The organism is Vibrio sp. Y29_XK_CS5, assembly GCF_024181835.1.
GTDB classification, from domain to species: Bacteria; Pseudomonadota; Gammaproteobacteria; order Enterobacterales; family Vibrionaceae; genus Vibrio; species Vibrio harveyi.
The window spans coordinates 250,593-264,241 of the sequence record NZ_JAMZAM010000005.1; the positions used below are offsets into that span (position 1 = coordinate 250,593).

The 13,649-nt window shown below is 44.6% G+C and carries 16 protein-coding genes; 8 read left to right on the plus strand and 8 right to left on the minus strand.

Features of this window, described 5'->3' with window-relative positions:
- Nucleotides 1–49 precede the first annotated feature (49 nt).
- The 7 genes from cmk to NL647_RS19840 all read left to right on the plus strand — a co-directional run bounded on the left by cmk (nt 50) and on the right by NL647_RS19840 (nt 7,693).
- Entirely contained in the window at nt 50–730 is a 681-nt protein-coding gene (gene cmk, locus NL647_RS19810; RefSeq protein ID WP_005444854.1) for a (d)CMP kinase, read from the plus strand.
- 110 nt (nt 731–840) lie between these two features.
- Nucleotides 841–2,511 carry a 30S ribosomal protein S1 gene (gene rpsA / locus NL647_RS19815; RefSeq protein WP_005444855.1) on the plus strand — a complete coding sequence of 557 codons (1,671 nt, stop codon included), beginning with the start codon at nt 841–843 and terminating at the stop codon, nt 2,509–2,511.
- A 213-nt stretch (nt 2,512–2,724) separates the two neighbouring features.
- Nucleotides 2,725–3,009 (plus strand): integration host factor subunit beta, encoded by a 285-nt coding sequence (gene ihfB / locus NL647_RS19820; protein WP_005444856.1) that lies wholly within the window; start codon nt 2,725–2,727, stop codon nt 3,007–3,009.
- Nucleotides 3,010–3,149: 140 nt separating this feature from the next.
- On the plus strand, nt 3,150–3,443 hold the full coding sequence (locus NL647_RS19825; protein WP_005444857.1) for a lipopolysaccharide assembly protein LapA domain-containing protein: 294 nt from the start codon (nt 3,150–3,152) through the stop codon (nt 3,441–3,443).
- Nucleotides 3,444–3,461: 18 nt separating this feature from the next.
- Nucleotides 3,462–4,637, plus strand: coding sequence for a lipopolysaccharide assembly protein LapB (gene lapB / locus NL647_RS19830; protein ID WP_005444858.1), 1,176 nt, complete (start codon nt 3,462–3,464; stop codon nt 4,635–4,637).
- An 83-nt stretch (nt 4,638–4,720) separates the two neighbouring features.
- Entirely contained in the window at nt 4,721–5,422 is a 702-nt protein-coding gene (gene pyrF / locus NL647_RS19835) for an orotidine-5'-phosphate decarboxylase (protein WP_005444860.1), read from the plus strand.
- A gap of 423 nt (nt 5,423–5,845) precedes the next feature.
- The gene (locus tag NL647_RS19840; protein WP_069219087.1) at nt 5,846–7,693 is read left to right on the plus strand and encodes an extracellular solute-binding protein; all 1,848 of its coding nucleotides are present in this window, start codon (nt 5,846–5,848) and stop codon (nt 7,691–7,693) included.
- Between the two features lie 90 nt (nt 7,694–7,783).
- On the opposite strand, the gene NL647_RS19845 is transcribed toward NL647_RS19840, so the two are convergent.
- From NL647_RS19845 to NL647_RS19865, 5 genes are read right to left on the minus strand one after another with little or no spacing between them, the layout of a single operon-like run.
- The gene (locus NL647_RS19845) at nt 7,784–9,844 is read right to left on the minus strand and encodes a heavy metal translocating P-type ATPase (protein ID WP_009698469.1); all 2,061 of its coding nucleotides are present in this window, start codon (nt 9,842–9,844) and stop codon (nt 7,784–7,786) included.
- A complete protein-coding gene (locus tag NL647_RS19850; RefSeq protein ID WP_005444865.1) occupies nt 9,841–10,161 on the minus strand; it encodes a hypothetical protein in 321 nt (106 codons plus the stop codon). Before NL647_RS19850 ends, NL647_RS19845 begins: the two co-directional genes overlap by 4 nt.
- A complete protein-coding gene (locus NL647_RS19855) occupies nt 10,151–10,456 on the minus strand; it encodes a hypothetical protein (protein WP_005444866.1) in 306 nt (101 codons plus the stop codon). The genes NL647_RS19850 and NL647_RS19855 overlap by 11 nt, the downstream gene beginning before the upstream one ends.
- Complete coding sequence (locus tag NL647_RS19860) at nt 10,449–11,216, minus strand: YtxH domain-containing protein (RefSeq protein ID WP_050922831.1); 768 nt, start codon at nt 11,214–11,216, stop codon at nt 10,449–10,451. The genes NL647_RS19855 and NL647_RS19860 overlap by 8 nt, the downstream gene beginning before the upstream one ends.
- The gene (locus NL647_RS19865) at nt 11,213–11,545 is read right to left on the minus strand and encodes an HMA2 domain-containing protein (RefSeq protein ID WP_005444868.1); all 333 of its coding nucleotides are present in this window, start codon (nt 11,543–11,545) and stop codon (nt 11,213–11,215) included. The genes NL647_RS19860 and NL647_RS19865 overlap by 4 nt, the downstream gene beginning before the upstream one ends.
- A 140-nt stretch (nt 11,546–11,685) precedes the next feature.
- Here NL647_RS19865 and NL647_RS19870 point away from each other — a divergent pair, with 140 nt between their 5' ends.
- Nucleotides 11,686–12,048 (plus strand): HMA2 domain-containing protein, encoded by a 363-nt coding sequence (locus NL647_RS19870; RefSeq protein WP_223295770.1) that lies wholly within the window; start codon nt 11,686–11,688, stop codon nt 12,046–12,048.
- An 87-nt stretch (nt 12,049–12,135) separates the two neighbouring features.
- On the opposite strand, the gene NL647_RS19875 is transcribed toward NL647_RS19870, so the two are convergent.
- From NL647_RS19875 to NL647_RS19885, 3 genes are all read right to left on the minus strand, one after another.
- Nucleotides 12,136–12,588 carry a hypothetical protein gene (locus tag NL647_RS19875; RefSeq protein ID WP_101904656.1) on the minus strand — a complete coding sequence of 151 codons (453 nt, stop codon included), beginning with the start codon at nt 12,586–12,588 and terminating at the stop codon, nt 12,136–12,138.
- Between the two features lie 107 nt (nt 12,589–12,695).
- Nucleotides 12,696–12,935: a hypothetical protein gene (locus tag NL647_RS19880; protein ID WP_005444872.1), complete on the minus strand. Its 240-nt coding sequence runs from the start codon at nt 12,933–12,935 to the stop codon at nt 12,696–12,698.
- Nucleotides 12,936–13,094: 159 nt separating this feature from the next.
- Nucleotides 13,095–13,577 carry an SRPBCC domain-containing protein gene (locus tag NL647_RS19885; protein WP_009698463.1) on the minus strand — a complete coding sequence of 161 codons (483 nt, stop codon included), beginning with the start codon at nt 13,575–13,577 and terminating at the stop codon, nt 13,095–13,097.
- Nucleotides 13,578–13,649: the final 72 nt, after the last annotated feature.

A 13,649-nucleotide genomic window follows, 5' to 3' on the forward strand; every position in this document is an offset into this window, starting at 1 on the left:
TCGAAAACCGAGCAAATTGCTGAAAAAGAAATTATAGGTGGAGAAGAACATGTCCTCTCAAACTCCGGTTGTTACCGTAGATGGACCTAGTGGTGCAGGTAAAGGCACTTTATGTATGTTGCTGGCGAAGAAGTTGGGCTTTCATCTTCTTGATTCTGGCGCAATTTATCGTGTACTTGCACTCGCAGCGATTCACCACGGCGTAGACACTGAGTCAGAAGATGCGCTTGTTCCACTTGCTACTCATCTAGACGTGCAGTTTGTTGCTGAAGGTGACCTAGTAAAAGTGATTCTAGAAGGCGAAGACGTCTCTGGTGAACTTCGTAAAGAAGAAACTGGGATGGCGGCGTCTAAAGTGGCAGCTTTGCCACGCGTTCGTGAAGCATTATTGCGTCGTCAGCGTGCATTTGAGGCTGCTCCGGGTCTTGTTGCTGATGGTCGTGACATGGGTACGGTTGTATTCACGGGTGCACAAGCGAAAATTTTCCTTGATGCGAGCGCAGAAGAGCGTGCAAATCGACGCCTTAAACAGTTGCAAGATAAAGGGTTAGATGTTAGATTTGCTGACCTTTTGAGCGAGATCCAAGAGCGTGACGATCGAGATCGTAACCGCCCAGTGGCGCCACTACGCCCTGCAGAGGATGCGCTTGTGCTAGATTCTACGTCGATGACTATCGACGAAGTGGTAGAAAAGGCACTACAATATATCGAATCGAAGCTAGCTGAGTAATTACGCTCGGCTAGGCTAAGAGCGTCGGTCGCAAGGATGATGATTGGCGAATTTAATAACCCCATGCGGTAGGATACCCGTGGACGTTTAATTTATTGAAGATTAAATAAATGACTGAATCTTTTGCTCAACTCTTTGAAGAGTTTCTAAACGAAACAGAATTCCAACAAGGCAGCATCGTTAAAGGTACTGTAGTAGCTATCGAGAACGGTTTCGTTCTTGTTGACGCTGGTCTTAAGTCTGAATCTGCTATCCCTGCTGAACAGTTCAAGAACGCTGCTGGCGAACTTGAAGTTGAAGTTGGCGCTGAAGTAGACGTAGCTCTAGACGCTGTTGAAGATGGTTTCGGTGAAACTCAACTTTCTCGTGAGAAAGCTAAGCGTCACGAAGCTTGGATCGTTCTTGAGAAAGCTTACGAAGAAGCTGAAACTGTTGTTGGTATCATCAACGGTAAAGTTAAAGGCGGTTTCACTGTTGAACTAAACGGTATCCGTGCTTTCCTTCCTGGCTCTCTAGTAGACGTACGTCCAATCCGCGACACTGCTCACCTAGAAAACAAAGAGCTAGAGTTCAAAGTTATCAAACTTGACCAAAAACGTAACAACGTAGTTGTTTCACGTCGTGCAGTTATCGAATCTGAGAACAGCGTTGAACGTGACGAGCTTCTAGAAACTCTACAAGAAGGTTCTGAAGTTAAAGGTATCGTTAAGAACCTTACTGACTACGGTGCGTTCGTTGACCTAGGTGGCGTTGACGGTCTTCTACATATCACTGATATGGCTTGGAAGCGTGTTAAGCACCCATCTGAAATCGTTAACGTTGGTGACGAGATCCAAGTTAAAGTTCTTAAGTTCGACCGTGAGCGTACTCGCGTATCACTAGGTCTTAAGCAACTAGGCGAAGATCCATGGGTAGCAATCGCTAAGCGTTACCCAGAAGGTCACAAACTAACTGGTCGCGTAACTAACCTAACTGACTACGGCTGCTTCGTTGAAATCGAAGAAGGCGTTGAAGGTCTAGTACACGTTTCTGAAATGGATTGGACTAACAAGAACATCCACCCTTCTAAAGTTGTTAATGTTGGCGACGAAGTTGAGGTTATGGTTCTTGAAATCGACGAAGAACGTCGTCGTATCTCTCTAGGTCTGAAACAGTGTAAAGCTAACCCATGGCAGTCATTCGCTGAAGCACAAGCTAAAGGCGACAAAGTTACTGGTAAGATCAAGTCTATCACTGACTTCGGTATCTTCATCGGTCTAGAAGGCGGCATCGACGGTCTAGTTCACCTATCTGACATTTCTTGGAATGTTGCTGGCGAAGAAGCTGTACGTGAGTACAAGAAAGGCGACGAGATCTCTGCAGTTGTTCTAGCAGTAGACGCTGAGCGTGAGCGCATCTCTCTAGGCATCAAGCAAATGGAAAACGACCCATTCAATGCTTACGTTGCTGACAACAAGAAAGGTGTTCTAGTTAACGCTACTGTAACTGCTGTTGACGCTAAAGGCGCTACAGTTGAAATCGCAGAAGGCGTTGAAGGCTACATCCGTGCTTCTGAAGTATCTCGCGATCGCGTAGAAGATGCTTCTCTAATCCTAAGCGCTGGTGATGTTGTTGAAGCGAAGTTCACAGGTGTTGACCGTAAGAACCGCGTAATCAACCTATCTATCAAAGCTAAAGATGAAGCTGAAGAGCAAGAAGCAATGGCATCTATCAACAAGCAAGACGAAGCTGCTTTTGGTAATGCAATGGCTGACGCTTTCAAAGCTGCTAAAGGCGAATAATTTACTCGCTTAAGCTAAAAAGGAGCCGCAAGGCTCCTTTTTTATGCTTGCTACTTTGCGAGTAGTAATACTAATGTTGATAAACTATGCTAAAAAAAGACATTTTTTGATTGCGCATTTTGTGTAAAATTTGTCTAGAATTGATAGCAAGTGTTTGTTGGAATTAGTATTACTTACTATAATGAGTGATAAAGATACTCAAAGAGGGCAACTATGACTAAGTCTGAACTGATTGAAAGACTCTGCGCTGAGCAAACACATTTATCAGCGAAAGAGGTAGAAGATGCTGTAAAAGATATTTTAGAGCACATGGCTTCTACACTAGAGAGCGGTGACCGTATCGAGATCCGTGGCTTTGGTAGTTTTTCTCTTCATTACCGCGAGCCTCGCGTAGGTCGTAACCCTAAAACGGGCGATAAAGTGGAGTTGGAAGGTAAATACGTTCCTCACTTCAAACCTGGTAAAGAGCTTCGTGAACGTGTAAATATGGTTGGCTAAGGCTCTCTTATTAGTTTGAAAAAGCGGCATACTCTCGTGTATGCCGCTTTTTTATAACTAGATTATTGGTAATATACATGGTCTGAAGAAACATTTTACTGCATAATCTTACCTACTTACTCCTCGAAGGGTGATGTAACATGAAAATTATAAAAATCGTTGCTGTTTTAGCTCTCTTTTTAATTGCACTGGCTTTAGGTTCTCAAAACCAAGAGATCGTGACTTTCAATTACCTTTTAGCGAAGGGTGAATTCCACTTATCAACGCTACTAGGTGTGGTCTTTGTGGTTGGCTTTGCTCTGGCATGGGTTATCTTTGCTAGCATCCAATTCAAGACTCAACTTCAGGTTCGTCGTCTGAAAAAGAAACTTAAAAAGTATGAGCCCGCTGAAGCAGAGAAACCTGCTAAACCAGCAGTAGCAAAACAGGCATAAGGATAAGGCTTAACTTTAATGCTTGAACTACTCTTCTTGTTATTGCCGATAGCCGCCGCCTATGGTTGGTACATGGGGCATCGCAGCGCTCAGCAAGACAAGCAGAAGCAATCTCATCAGATATCCCGTCAGTACGTGACGGGTCTTAACCTGCTTTTATCTGATCAGTCAGATAAGGCGGTTGACCACTTTATTGAATTGCTCCAAGTTGATAACGAAACGATAGATACACACCTAGCGTTAGGTAATCTTTTCCGTTCTCGTGGTGAAGTCGACCGTGCAATTCGTATCCACCAAAACCTGATTTCCCGTTCTGGTCTGACTCTGGATCAGAAAAATCTTGCTCTCCAGCAACTGGCGAAAGACTACATGGCTTCCGGCTTTTTAGACCGTGCCGAGAAGATCTTTGAGCAGCTAGTTGATGAGCCAGACCATCGTGAAAGTGCCCTTCAACAGTTGGTGACTATTTACCAACAAACCCGTGAGTGGGAAAAAGCGATTCACTACGCAAATCAGTTAGCGAAGATGGGCAAAAAACGCACTCGTATTCGCGCTAACATTGCGCACTTCTGGTGTGAGCTGGCGATGCTTGACCAAGCGGATGGCAATACCAATAAAGCCATTCAACATTTCAAGAAAGCACTTTCAGAAGATCCTAAATGTGTCCGTGCGAGTATTGCTCTTGGTCGCGTGTACTTGGAATCAGAAGACTACAAACACACCATCAAATACCTGACTGGCGTGCTTGAGCAAGATAAAGACTTTATTAGTGATGTACTGCCAACAATTGCCGAGTGTTATCACCACCTTGGTCAAGAAGATGAGCTGGTGGAATTTTTACGAGCATGTATCGATAAGAAAGCCGGTGTATCGTCTGAATTGATGTTGGCACAGTTAGTTGCGCACCATGAGAGTGTGGGAGCCGCACAAGAACTACTAACCAAACAACTATTGAAAAACCCAACTATGAAGGGCTTCTACCGCCTTATTGACTACCATATTGCAGAAGCAGAAGATGGTCGTGCAAAAGACAGCCTTTCTACACTACAAGCGATGGTTGGTGAGCAATTAAAAGTTAAACCGCACTACCGATGCAGGAAATGTGGTTTCTCCACTCATTCCCTTTACTGGCACTGTCCATCGTGTAAAGGGTGGGGGACGATCAAGCCAATCCGAGGATTGGACGGTGAATAATTTTAATGCAGCTGGCAGAGTTTCTGTCCGCTGCATTTTTTTGACCTTTATTTAATAAGAACCAAAAACAGTTAGGAGATGAAATGATCGACCAAAAAGTTATTGTCGCACTGGATTATGATAACCAAGCTGATGCGCTTGCGTTTGTAGACAGAATTGATCCTGCGTCATGTCGCCTTAAAGTAGGCAAAGAAATGTTTACGCTATTTGGTCCTGATTTCGTACGTGAGCTTCATAAACGCGGTTTCTCTGTATTCCTAGATCTGAAGTTTCACGATATCCCGAATACGTGTTCAAAAGCGGTTCGCGCAGCAGCTGAACTGGGCGTATGGATGGTGAACGTACACGCAAGTGGTGGCGAGCGCATGATGACAGCATCGCGTGAAATTCTTGAACCTTACGGTAAAGACCGCCCGCTACTTATTGGTGTGACAGTGTTAACAAGCATGGAGCAGAGCGATCTTGCTGGAATCGGTCTGAACGTCGCTCCTCAAGAGCAGGTTATTCGCCTAGCAACTCTGACAAAGAACGCTGGTCTTGATGGCGTAGTGTGCTCTGCGCAAGAGTCATCTCTACTTAAAAATGAACTTGGAAAAGAATTTAAGCTAATCACTCCAGGTATCCGCCCAGCAGGCTCTGAGCAAGGTGATCAACGCCGCATCATGACGCCAGTAGATGCAATCCAAGCGGGTTCTGACTACCTTGTAATTGGTCGTCCGATTACTCAGGCTGTGGATCCTGCATCGGTCCTTAAGTCAATCAACGATAGCTTAGCAAATATGTAATGTTGATTTGAACCGAACGAAAAAGGTGAAGTGGGAACGCTTCGCCTTTTTTGTTTTTGCTGCACTGAAAAAATAGAGGTAGCTGTAATTGATATCGTTTTGCCTTGACTGTATGGCTAATGGCACTGCTAGGTTCACACTTTGCTAACATAAACCGCTGTGATACTCGGAAAGTGCAACCATGTGTTATGGATGGGTTGCGTTACAAATGTGTAACGAATACTATGGAGTGGATGCATTCACTGCGTTGTAAGGTCAGGATGACCTAGTGAAACTCTCTGATATTTATACGGAAGTGAACAGGACTTCACTTTGTATTCGCTCCCATTATTTCCTTTACTGTGTATTAAACACAGTCGCTTCGAGATTCACTTGTTGTCGTTCTTCTGGTCTTACTGCGCAAACACGACAAGGAAGAAAACAATGATAAAAACTCTGCCATTCTCGGCATTGGCAATGTTAGTGGCGAGCAGCTTTCAGTTAAATGCTGCGGAGCTACCTGCTGACATCGAATGGATTTCGAATAATAACGAGCCTCTTTTCGCTTCTGATGAAGCTGTACGAGGCGGCACTCTGCGCACATATATGATGAGCTTTCCACAGACTCTTCGTAGCGTTGGTCCTGATGCTAACTCAGGTCTACGTCACTACTTTATGGATGGCGCACCTAAATTGGCACAGCGCCATCCAAACACCGGTAAATGGATCCCACAATTAGCCAAAGAGTGGGCGTTCGGTGAAGATAATAAAACAGTTTACTTTAAGCTGGATGAAACCGCTAAATGGTCAGATGGTGAGAAGATCACCGCAGACGACTACGTATTTATGATGAAGTATTACACTTCAGAAGACATCATCGATCCTTGGTACAACGACTTCTTTAAAAACAGTATTGTGAGTGTAGAGAAGATTGATGAATACACAATTCGCGTTAATCTTTCTGTTGCGCAAAGCCACGACTCTCTCATGGTTTTGATCAATATGCCAAGTAACGGCTTCCAACCTCGTCCAGAACACTTCTTTGAGGGTGAAAAGGACGAAAACAAAGACGGTATGCCAGATAACTTCGTCCGCAAGTTCAACTTCAAGGCAGAACCGACCGCCGCCCCTTACTACCTTGATAAGATCAAAAAGGGTAAGAGTGTTACCTTTAAGCACGTTGGTGAAGATTGGTGGGGCTATAACAACCGTTATTACAAAAACCGTTACAACGTAGACAAAGTACGTATCACTGTAATTCGTGACCAAGACATCGCGATGAAGCACTTCGAAAAAGGCAAGCTTGATTACTTTGATATGGTGCTACCTAACCTTTGGCACGACAAAACAAACAGCGATGGCTACACCAAGGGGTATATCCAAAAGTATTGGGGCTTCAACCAATCACCTCAAGGTGCAGGTGGTCTGTGGATGAACACAGCAATGCCGATGCTAGGCAATATAGAAGTACGTAAAGGCATCATGGCTGCAACAGACTACGATGGCATGATTGAAAACATCATGCGTGGTGACTATTCACGTAAGCCACACGGTTTAGGCTTTGGTCATGGTGAGTATGATGATCCAAACAATACACCACCAAAATTTGATCCAGCAGAAGCGGTTAAGCATTTCGAGAAAGCGGGTTTCGATAAAATAGGGGCGGATGGTATTCGTGTTAATGACAAAGGCGAGCGCCTAAGTTTTGCGATTACTTACGGTTACAATTCTCATACTCCTAGAATTGCTTATCTAAAAGAACAAGCGAAATTAGCGGGTCTTGAGTTTACCCTTAACCTTGTTGATGGCTCCTCTGCGTTTAAATACATCCTAGAGAAAAAGCACCAACTGGCATTCCTAAATATGGGCTCAGGTGAAATCCCAGCATATTGGGAGTACTTCCACTCAGCGAATGCGAACAAGCCGCAAACGAATGCACATACGAACTACAGTAGCCCTGAGCTAGATAAGTTAATTGAAGCGTATGACAACGAGTTTGAACAACAAAAGCGTTATGACTTGTCACGTCAGATCCAGAAGTATGTTGGTGATGCAAACGTGATCGTCCCAGGTTACATGGTACCTTATACTCGTGTTGCACATTGGCGCTGGCTGATTACACCAAAGGATGCAATGACCAAATCCACCGAGAGCATGTTCCATCCAATGGATATTGGTAACTTCTGGATTGATAAGTCTGTGAAGAAAGAAACAGAGAAAGCGATGAAGAGTGGCAAAGCGTTCCCAGAAGTGACAGTCATTGATGATCGTTACAAGCTTTCATCAAACTAATGCTCTCCCTTAGATAATAAAAAGCCCCGATACTCGATTGAGTCGGGGCTTTTCTCATCGCTTTCAGGAGTCTTTTCTTAAAGCGTGCATTTATCCATGTCTAAGTGCTGCAGAGCGACCAAGGATAGATAATGTTGTGCCGTTATGGAGTAGAGCACTCATCGTTGGATTGAGCCAACCTAACGCAGCAGCAAGCATGATTCCGCTATTCACGTATTCTGCGATCTTGATGTTAGAGTTGATCACATGCATGGCGATATTGGCAAGCTCACGCGCTTCTGCCAGTCCGTATAGCTGATCACGAAGAAGCACGACATCGGCAACTTGGCGGGCAAGTTCAGTACCTCGACCCATTGCGACACCGACATCAGCTGCGGTTAAAGCCGGCGCATCATTTACGCCGTCACCAACAAACATGACAGTGCGTCCTTCAGCCTGAAGCGCTTCAACGATAGTTGATTTCTCTGAAGGGACTGCTTCAGCGAAGACTCGATCTAGTTTCAGTTCATCAGCAAGAATGCTGGCTTTGAATTGGCTGTCACCAGTAATCATGATCAGCTCTTTGACACCAAACTGGTGCAGTGCATTTAGCGTGTCTAATGCATCTTCACGCAAGTGATCGCGTAAGCCAATCATGCCGATCAACACATTTTGATGCGAGATGAAGATAAGGTGACGACCTTGCGCTTCATACTTTTTGATCACATCTTCAAATGGTGTGAAGTCAACACTCTCATGCACTTCTAAGAAGTGGCGACTGCCCATTACCAACTCATGATCATTCATGGTGCTCTTGAGACCATGGGCAATCACGTATTCCACTTCACCGTGCTCGATGTGTGGTAGTTGATTGTGTTTTGCCGCGTTTACCACAGCCTGAGAAAGTGGGTGGTTGCTGTGTTCTTCGACAGACGCTGCAATAGCGAGTAAATCACGAGCCGTGTTGGAATCGCATAATGGAATCACATCCGTTACCTGCATATCACCATGAGTGAGCGTGCCCGTTTTATCAAACACACAGGTGTCTATTTTTACCAATTTTTCAATTGCGCTGCCGCCTTTGAACAAGATCCCTTGTTGTGCCGCACGGTACATGATGGATTTGAAGGTTACTGGCGTACTGAGTTTGAGCGCACAGGAGTAATCTACAAGGAATACAGACGCGACGCGGTTAATATCCTGAGTTAGCGCAAAGACTGCGGCTCCGATACCCAAGGTAATTTTCACGCGGCGGTTTGCCATGTCTTGTGTAACCTGCTGAATTTCGCTCTTTTCACTCAGCGAGTCATAAATCAGTTTGGCAATTTTTGCGGTGGTCGCTTCGCTACCGACCTTGTCGACGCGAACTTGAATTGTACCTTCGTGCACGCTAGTTCCAGAGTAGACGACAGCACTTTCCTCACGACGAACTGGCACATTTTCACCAGTCAAAGAGGATTGGTTAATCAGTGCTGCCCCTTTGATGATAGTGCCATCAACAGGAATAGACACACCAGGAGCCAGCTCAATGACATCACCAACGTCAAGCTCCGTTGAGTTCACTTGTGTGCGTTGTGTTCCGTCTACGCGCCAAACAATCGATTCCTGAGGACGCATCAAATCAGCCAGTAGTTGATCACTGTTGCGACTGGTCTTTTGCTCCATGTATTCGCCAAGACTGATTAAGCTTTGCGTCATCATCGCAGTACGGTAATCACCGCGCCAAGCCGATAAACCAACAGCAATTGCATCTAAGACTTCAACAGAAATGTTCTTGTCTTTTAGATCGCTGACCCCTTCAAATAAGGTTGGAGCAATCAATGTTGCGGTTGATAGTGCTCCCCATTTGTTGGGCAGTAAAGCCGCCGCGATAGTGCCAATCACGTTCATGGCAATGTCGCCACGCGTAAACTTGTGTTCTGCTTCTTCTTGAGTGGCTTCTGCTAAATCAAGTTGGCTTAGACGTTCTTCAACCGTTTTTGCTTGTAGCAGTTGTGTGTCATATTCGACAACAACAGATTGAGCAGACTCATTGACCCGCACAGCACTGATGCCTTGGATTGCCATTAAACTGGTTTCAATCCAAGTGCCGACATCTTTGTGATGCCTTAATGCTGATGCTTTAAAGCGGATCCGACCGGGAAAGTGATGCTTTACCTGAATCGAGATCATTCTTCGCCTTTGTATAGGTTACGGTAGTATTCCAGCTCTGCTTGTGTGTCTTCTAAGCGTTCTTTAAGCTCTTCTACTTCACCACGGACTGCGGACCAAGCTTTCTCACCAGTAGTCGTAACACCTTGCTGAAACTTTTTGTTTGTCAATAGGTAAGCAACTGCTGCCCCGGCTGCCATACCCATCATAAAATGCGTTTTTGTGTTTTGCTTTTTATATGGTTGCTCTGCAGCCTGCTGTTGTGGATCCACTGCTTGGTTTTGTTGCTGTGGGTAGCCGTAGTAAGGGTAACCGTAGTATGGGTTGTTATTGTTCATCTTTAGATTCCGAAACTTGATCCATTAAGTAAAGACCCGCTGCACCTACGCTGAGAATTGTCAGCATAGAGAGTGCAGGGCGACCGGCCATTTTTTCTGCCACATACGTTGTCGCACCAGCGATTGCCGCAGTCTTAAGTGCAGATTTTGCGGCGCTGGTAGCCATTTCATTAGTGTCGATATTGCCCGCTTTATGCTCTTTCCACTGGCTGGCAATCGTCGCGCTGCCACCTGCGATAGCACCGACTAACATGGCACGATTGGCAGAACTGAGTTTATTGGCTGAATTACTCATGTTCTTTGATAACTGGTTGACCGTTTTCACCTTCGTTTTCTTCACTAGGTGCTTTTTCGGCAACTTCTTTGATTGCAGGTTCTGCTTTGTGACGCTCTACCGATTCTTGGAAGCCTTGTTTACCCGCAGCATAAGTCTCTTTAAAGATTTCACTTCCTGTCGACACGTTCTCTTTCACTGCACTTGCAGTGTTTACGGCGCCTTCTTTTACGCTTGAACCACCAGATTTCAGCATGTCGCCAGCACCTGATACCAAGCCCATTAGTTTGCCGCGCACATTTTCATTGCTTAATAGAAGTGCTGCTGCAGCGCCTACCATAGCGCCTTTCCAAAACTCTTTATCGTTCATACCGAAAGTTCCTAATATCTCTTTAAACATGCCTGCTTCTTCACCGAGAGCGCCTTCTAGCATCGCCTGAGCTTGCTCGAATAATGGATCGCTTTCTGGTGTTTCAGAGGTTTGAGGTGGTTGTTGAGGTTGCTGTGGGTGTTGCATCATCCCCGCATGCGGCCAGTGTGGGGGCGGTGGCATCATTCCCGGATGGAATTGTGCGCCCATGCTCGGCGGCATTTGGTGAGGATGATAAAATGCAGGATGTGGGAAATGCGGCATCATACCCATTTGATGAGGCATCATCATTGGTGGCATTTCACCGTTTTGCATGCTTGCCATGTAAGCATTCGCCATTTCCTTTTGCATTTCCATCATGGCCTTGAAGTAGGCTTCGTATGGATTTGCGTTGTTCAATGAGTCACTCATGAACGTTCTCCATCTAAGTCTAGTTGCTCAGCTATCGCGTAGCATGCTCGTTCAGCAACTTCTTTTGATTCCGAAAACAACGCGTCAATTGCTTTGGGGTTGACTGTTGTTGGGTCGTATTCAATGACGATACTGCCCGTCGCATTATTTAACTTATAGTTTTTGAATGCCGGAATTGAAGAAATGGCTTTCTCGATGTCGTCACTTCGAAAACTGGCAAGATGCGCTACGATGCCGAGCTTGTATTTGAGTCTTACTCTTCCCGGGATATGGTGGCCAATCGATACCCACTTTCTTAGTTTTAAGGCCTGGTCGACGTACTGTTTCATAAAAAAATTATACGGTAAGCGAGGTCAGATTCATTGAGAAAAAGGATCATGTGACGAACTAATTACAAATGCTTTGCGCTTAATCAATTTCAATGCTACTGTTGAAAACAGTAATGTTTATCATTTGGATTAGCGCTAGCATGAATACTTACATTCACAAGACAAATCATAGGCTTAGGGTTCGTTCTGACTATATTAAAGATCACCCTAAAGAGGTCGAAGAATTGATTTGTCAGTTGGAAGGGATTGATGCTGTACGTGAAGTAAAGCATAAGAAATATGCAGGATCTGTAGCGATCAGCTTCGATAGTCGTGAGCTAGATTGTGACAGTTTGATGGAAATTCTAGAAAGTCATCATTGGACGCAAAGCAGCGAAAAGCCTTCTTTTGTTGAGAAAGCAATGGTGAGCGGAACAAAGAGTCTAGTGAAAGGATTAACAGGGGTCGCATTGACTCGTATCGTTGGTCCATCAGTCAGCCGAGTTATCATGAATTTGGCATAAGCGGTTGAGAAAAAGAACATTAAAAAGCCCGGCATCAAGTCGGGCTTTTTTGATCAAGTACGTTTGGCTATCGCTTTACTTGTGACGTTAAGCACTAAGCTTAAACTTCTTCGCTGCGCACTTACAAATGCCATTCGAGAGAGCTGGGCAACGCTTGCAAGGTGGTGATTTCAAGGGTAAATGACCGACTGATTTAACTGAAAATGCAGGTGTTGAATCGTTCGCTGACTGTTTTGATAACGGTACTGGTTTTTTTTTAGGCGCAGTGGTGAAATCAACGACACCGCCAGCATCGTTAAACCAAGATAATAGTGGATTGAGAGGCGCGGCGAGCTCATACGCTGCACTCATTACAGCTTGGTTTGCGACGCTTTTCAGCTCATTAACGAGTTCACTTTGTGAAGAGAAAGTGTGAGATTTTGATGTGGCAGGGCTGCCTAATGCGTTGTTCTTTAAAGCACTAAGCTGTTTATGTGAAGAAGAAGCCATTTTTTTTACGGTTTTCTTCTTCAATTTTTTTAGCGCTTTCTTCGCGTTCATTGCAAAACCTCATACGATAACTGCCGATAATTTAACAGTAATGCGATTAAAAATAAATCTCATTTAAGGTTTGCAAGCGCAATTTTTTACTTTAGCTGGCTTGGTTTCTAAGCAACTAAGTAAGAAGCCTCTAGTAGGTAAGTTTTAGCATCGCCCAACAAAGCAAATTCTTTGTCGATAGCTTTAAAACGTTCATCAATAGAGTCCGTTGCCACAATTTGGCTAAAGGCTTGTACCGAGAAAGTTTCGTTAGACTTAAAGAATTGATGCACATTTTCCAATTGGACTTTATGTATGTGCTCCACCTTGCTTAATGCGGTGGTTAGATCTGAAATGTTAATCGACATTGCTGCTCAAGCGCCTTATCTATTGATCATTAGGTCATAGGATTGGGGATTTATAGTTTTCGCTAAGGGTATCTTAAGCGACGTGCTTCAAACATGATTGAGATCAGGCTGAGCGCATTTATTGAGCATATTAAGTAGCAAGTAGAGTGTATATTTTCATTATTTCTCGCAATTGCCGTGAGATTGGCGGCACAACTCTTCTAACCATTTTAGGTGGTACTTTCTTAGCTGTTTTGGTGCAAAGTACTTTGTAAGCCAGGTCATTCCACCGCGTTGGGTACTTTCCGTTGTAATACAGCAACCTGTTTTTGTCGGCTCTAAAACCCAAGCGTGGTACATATCAACACCTCCTTTTTTGCCTTTCCATGCCAAGCGTTGATTCAAGGTGTATTCGACTACTGTGCAGTGAAAATCAACCCAAGATGTTTTCCAACGAAACATGGTGTTTTTGCATAACGTGCTATCGCCACTTAAGATCTGAACCATGGTTTTAGAGTGACGCCACGCCGGCCACTCAGGAGCACGAACCAGATGTTGCCAAACAACTTCTGGTGGTTCAGGGATCTCGATTTGGCTGCGTACGTGTATATGAGAGTGTTTAGGGTGGTAATAATCTGGCCAGATAACTTCCGATTTATTCATCATCAAGCTTTGCCTAAGTGAGAAGGTTATTACTAGCTTAGAAGATCCTGCGTTAGCGTGCTGCAGCACCTT

What these genes read in the sequence shown, in the direction of transcription:
- NL647_RS19855 (WP_005444866.1), bottom strand. Translation starts at nt 10,456, where the DNA reads ATGAGTAATTCAGCCAATAAACTCAGTTCTGCCAATCGTGCCATGTTA.
- lapB (WP_005444858.1), top strand. Translation starts at nt 3,462, where the DNA reads ATGCTTGAACTACTCTTCTTGTTATTGCCGATAGCCGCCGCCTATGGT.
- NL647_RS19840 (WP_069219087.1), top strand. Translation starts at nt 5,846, where the DNA reads ATGATAAAAACTCTGCCATTCTCGGCATTGGCAATGTTAGTGGCGAGC.
- NL647_RS19885 (WP_009698463.1), bottom strand. Translation starts at nt 13,577, where the DNA reads ATGAATAAATCGGAAGTTATCTGGCCAGATTATTACCACCCTAAACAC.
- NL647_RS19860 (WP_050922831.1), bottom strand. Translation starts at nt 11,216, where the DNA reads ATGAGTGACTCATTGAACAACGCAAATCCATACGAAGCCTACTTCAAG.
- NL647_RS19880 (WP_005444872.1), bottom strand. Translation starts at nt 12,935, where the DNA reads ATGTCGATTAACATTTCAGATCTAACCACCGCATTAAGCAAGGTGGAG.
- NL647_RS19850 (WP_005444865.1), bottom strand. Translation starts at nt 10,161, where the DNA reads ATGAACAATAACAACCCATACTACGGTTACCCTTACTACGGCTACCCA.
- NL647_RS19875 (WP_101904656.1), bottom strand. Translation starts at nt 12,588, where the DNA reads ATGAACGCGAAGAAAGCGCTAAAAAAATTGAAGAAGAAAACCGTAAAA.
- NL647_RS19870 (WP_223295770.1), top strand. Translation starts at nt 11,686, where the DNA reads ATGAATACTTACATTCACAAGACAAATCATAGGCTTAGGGTTCGTTCT.
- cmk (WP_005444854.1), top strand. Translation starts at nt 50, where the DNA reads ATGTCCTCTCAAACTCCGGTTGTTACCGTAGATGGACCTAGTGGTGCA.
- ihfB (WP_005444856.1), top strand. Translation starts at nt 2,725, where the DNA reads ATGACTAAGTCTGAACTGATTGAAAGACTCTGCGCTGAGCAAACACAT.
- NL647_RS19825 (WP_005444857.1), top strand. Translation starts at nt 3,150, where the DNA reads ATGAAAATTATAAAAATCGTTGCTGTTTTAGCTCTCTTTTTAATTGCA.
- NL647_RS19845 (WP_009698469.1), bottom strand. Translation starts at nt 9,844, where the DNA reads ATGATCTCGATTCAGGTAAAGCATCACTTTCCCGGTCGGATCCGCTTT.
- pyrF (WP_005444860.1), top strand. Translation starts at nt 4,721, where the DNA reads ATGATCGACCAAAAAGTTATTGTCGCACTGGATTATGATAACCAAGCT.
- NL647_RS19865 (WP_005444868.1), bottom strand. Translation starts at nt 11,545, where the DNA reads ATGAAACAGTACGTCGACCAGGCCTTAAAACTAAGAAAGTGGGTATCG.
- rpsA (WP_005444855.1), top strand. Translation starts at nt 841, where the DNA reads ATGACTGAATCTTTTGCTCAACTCTTTGAAGAGTTTCTAAACGAAACA.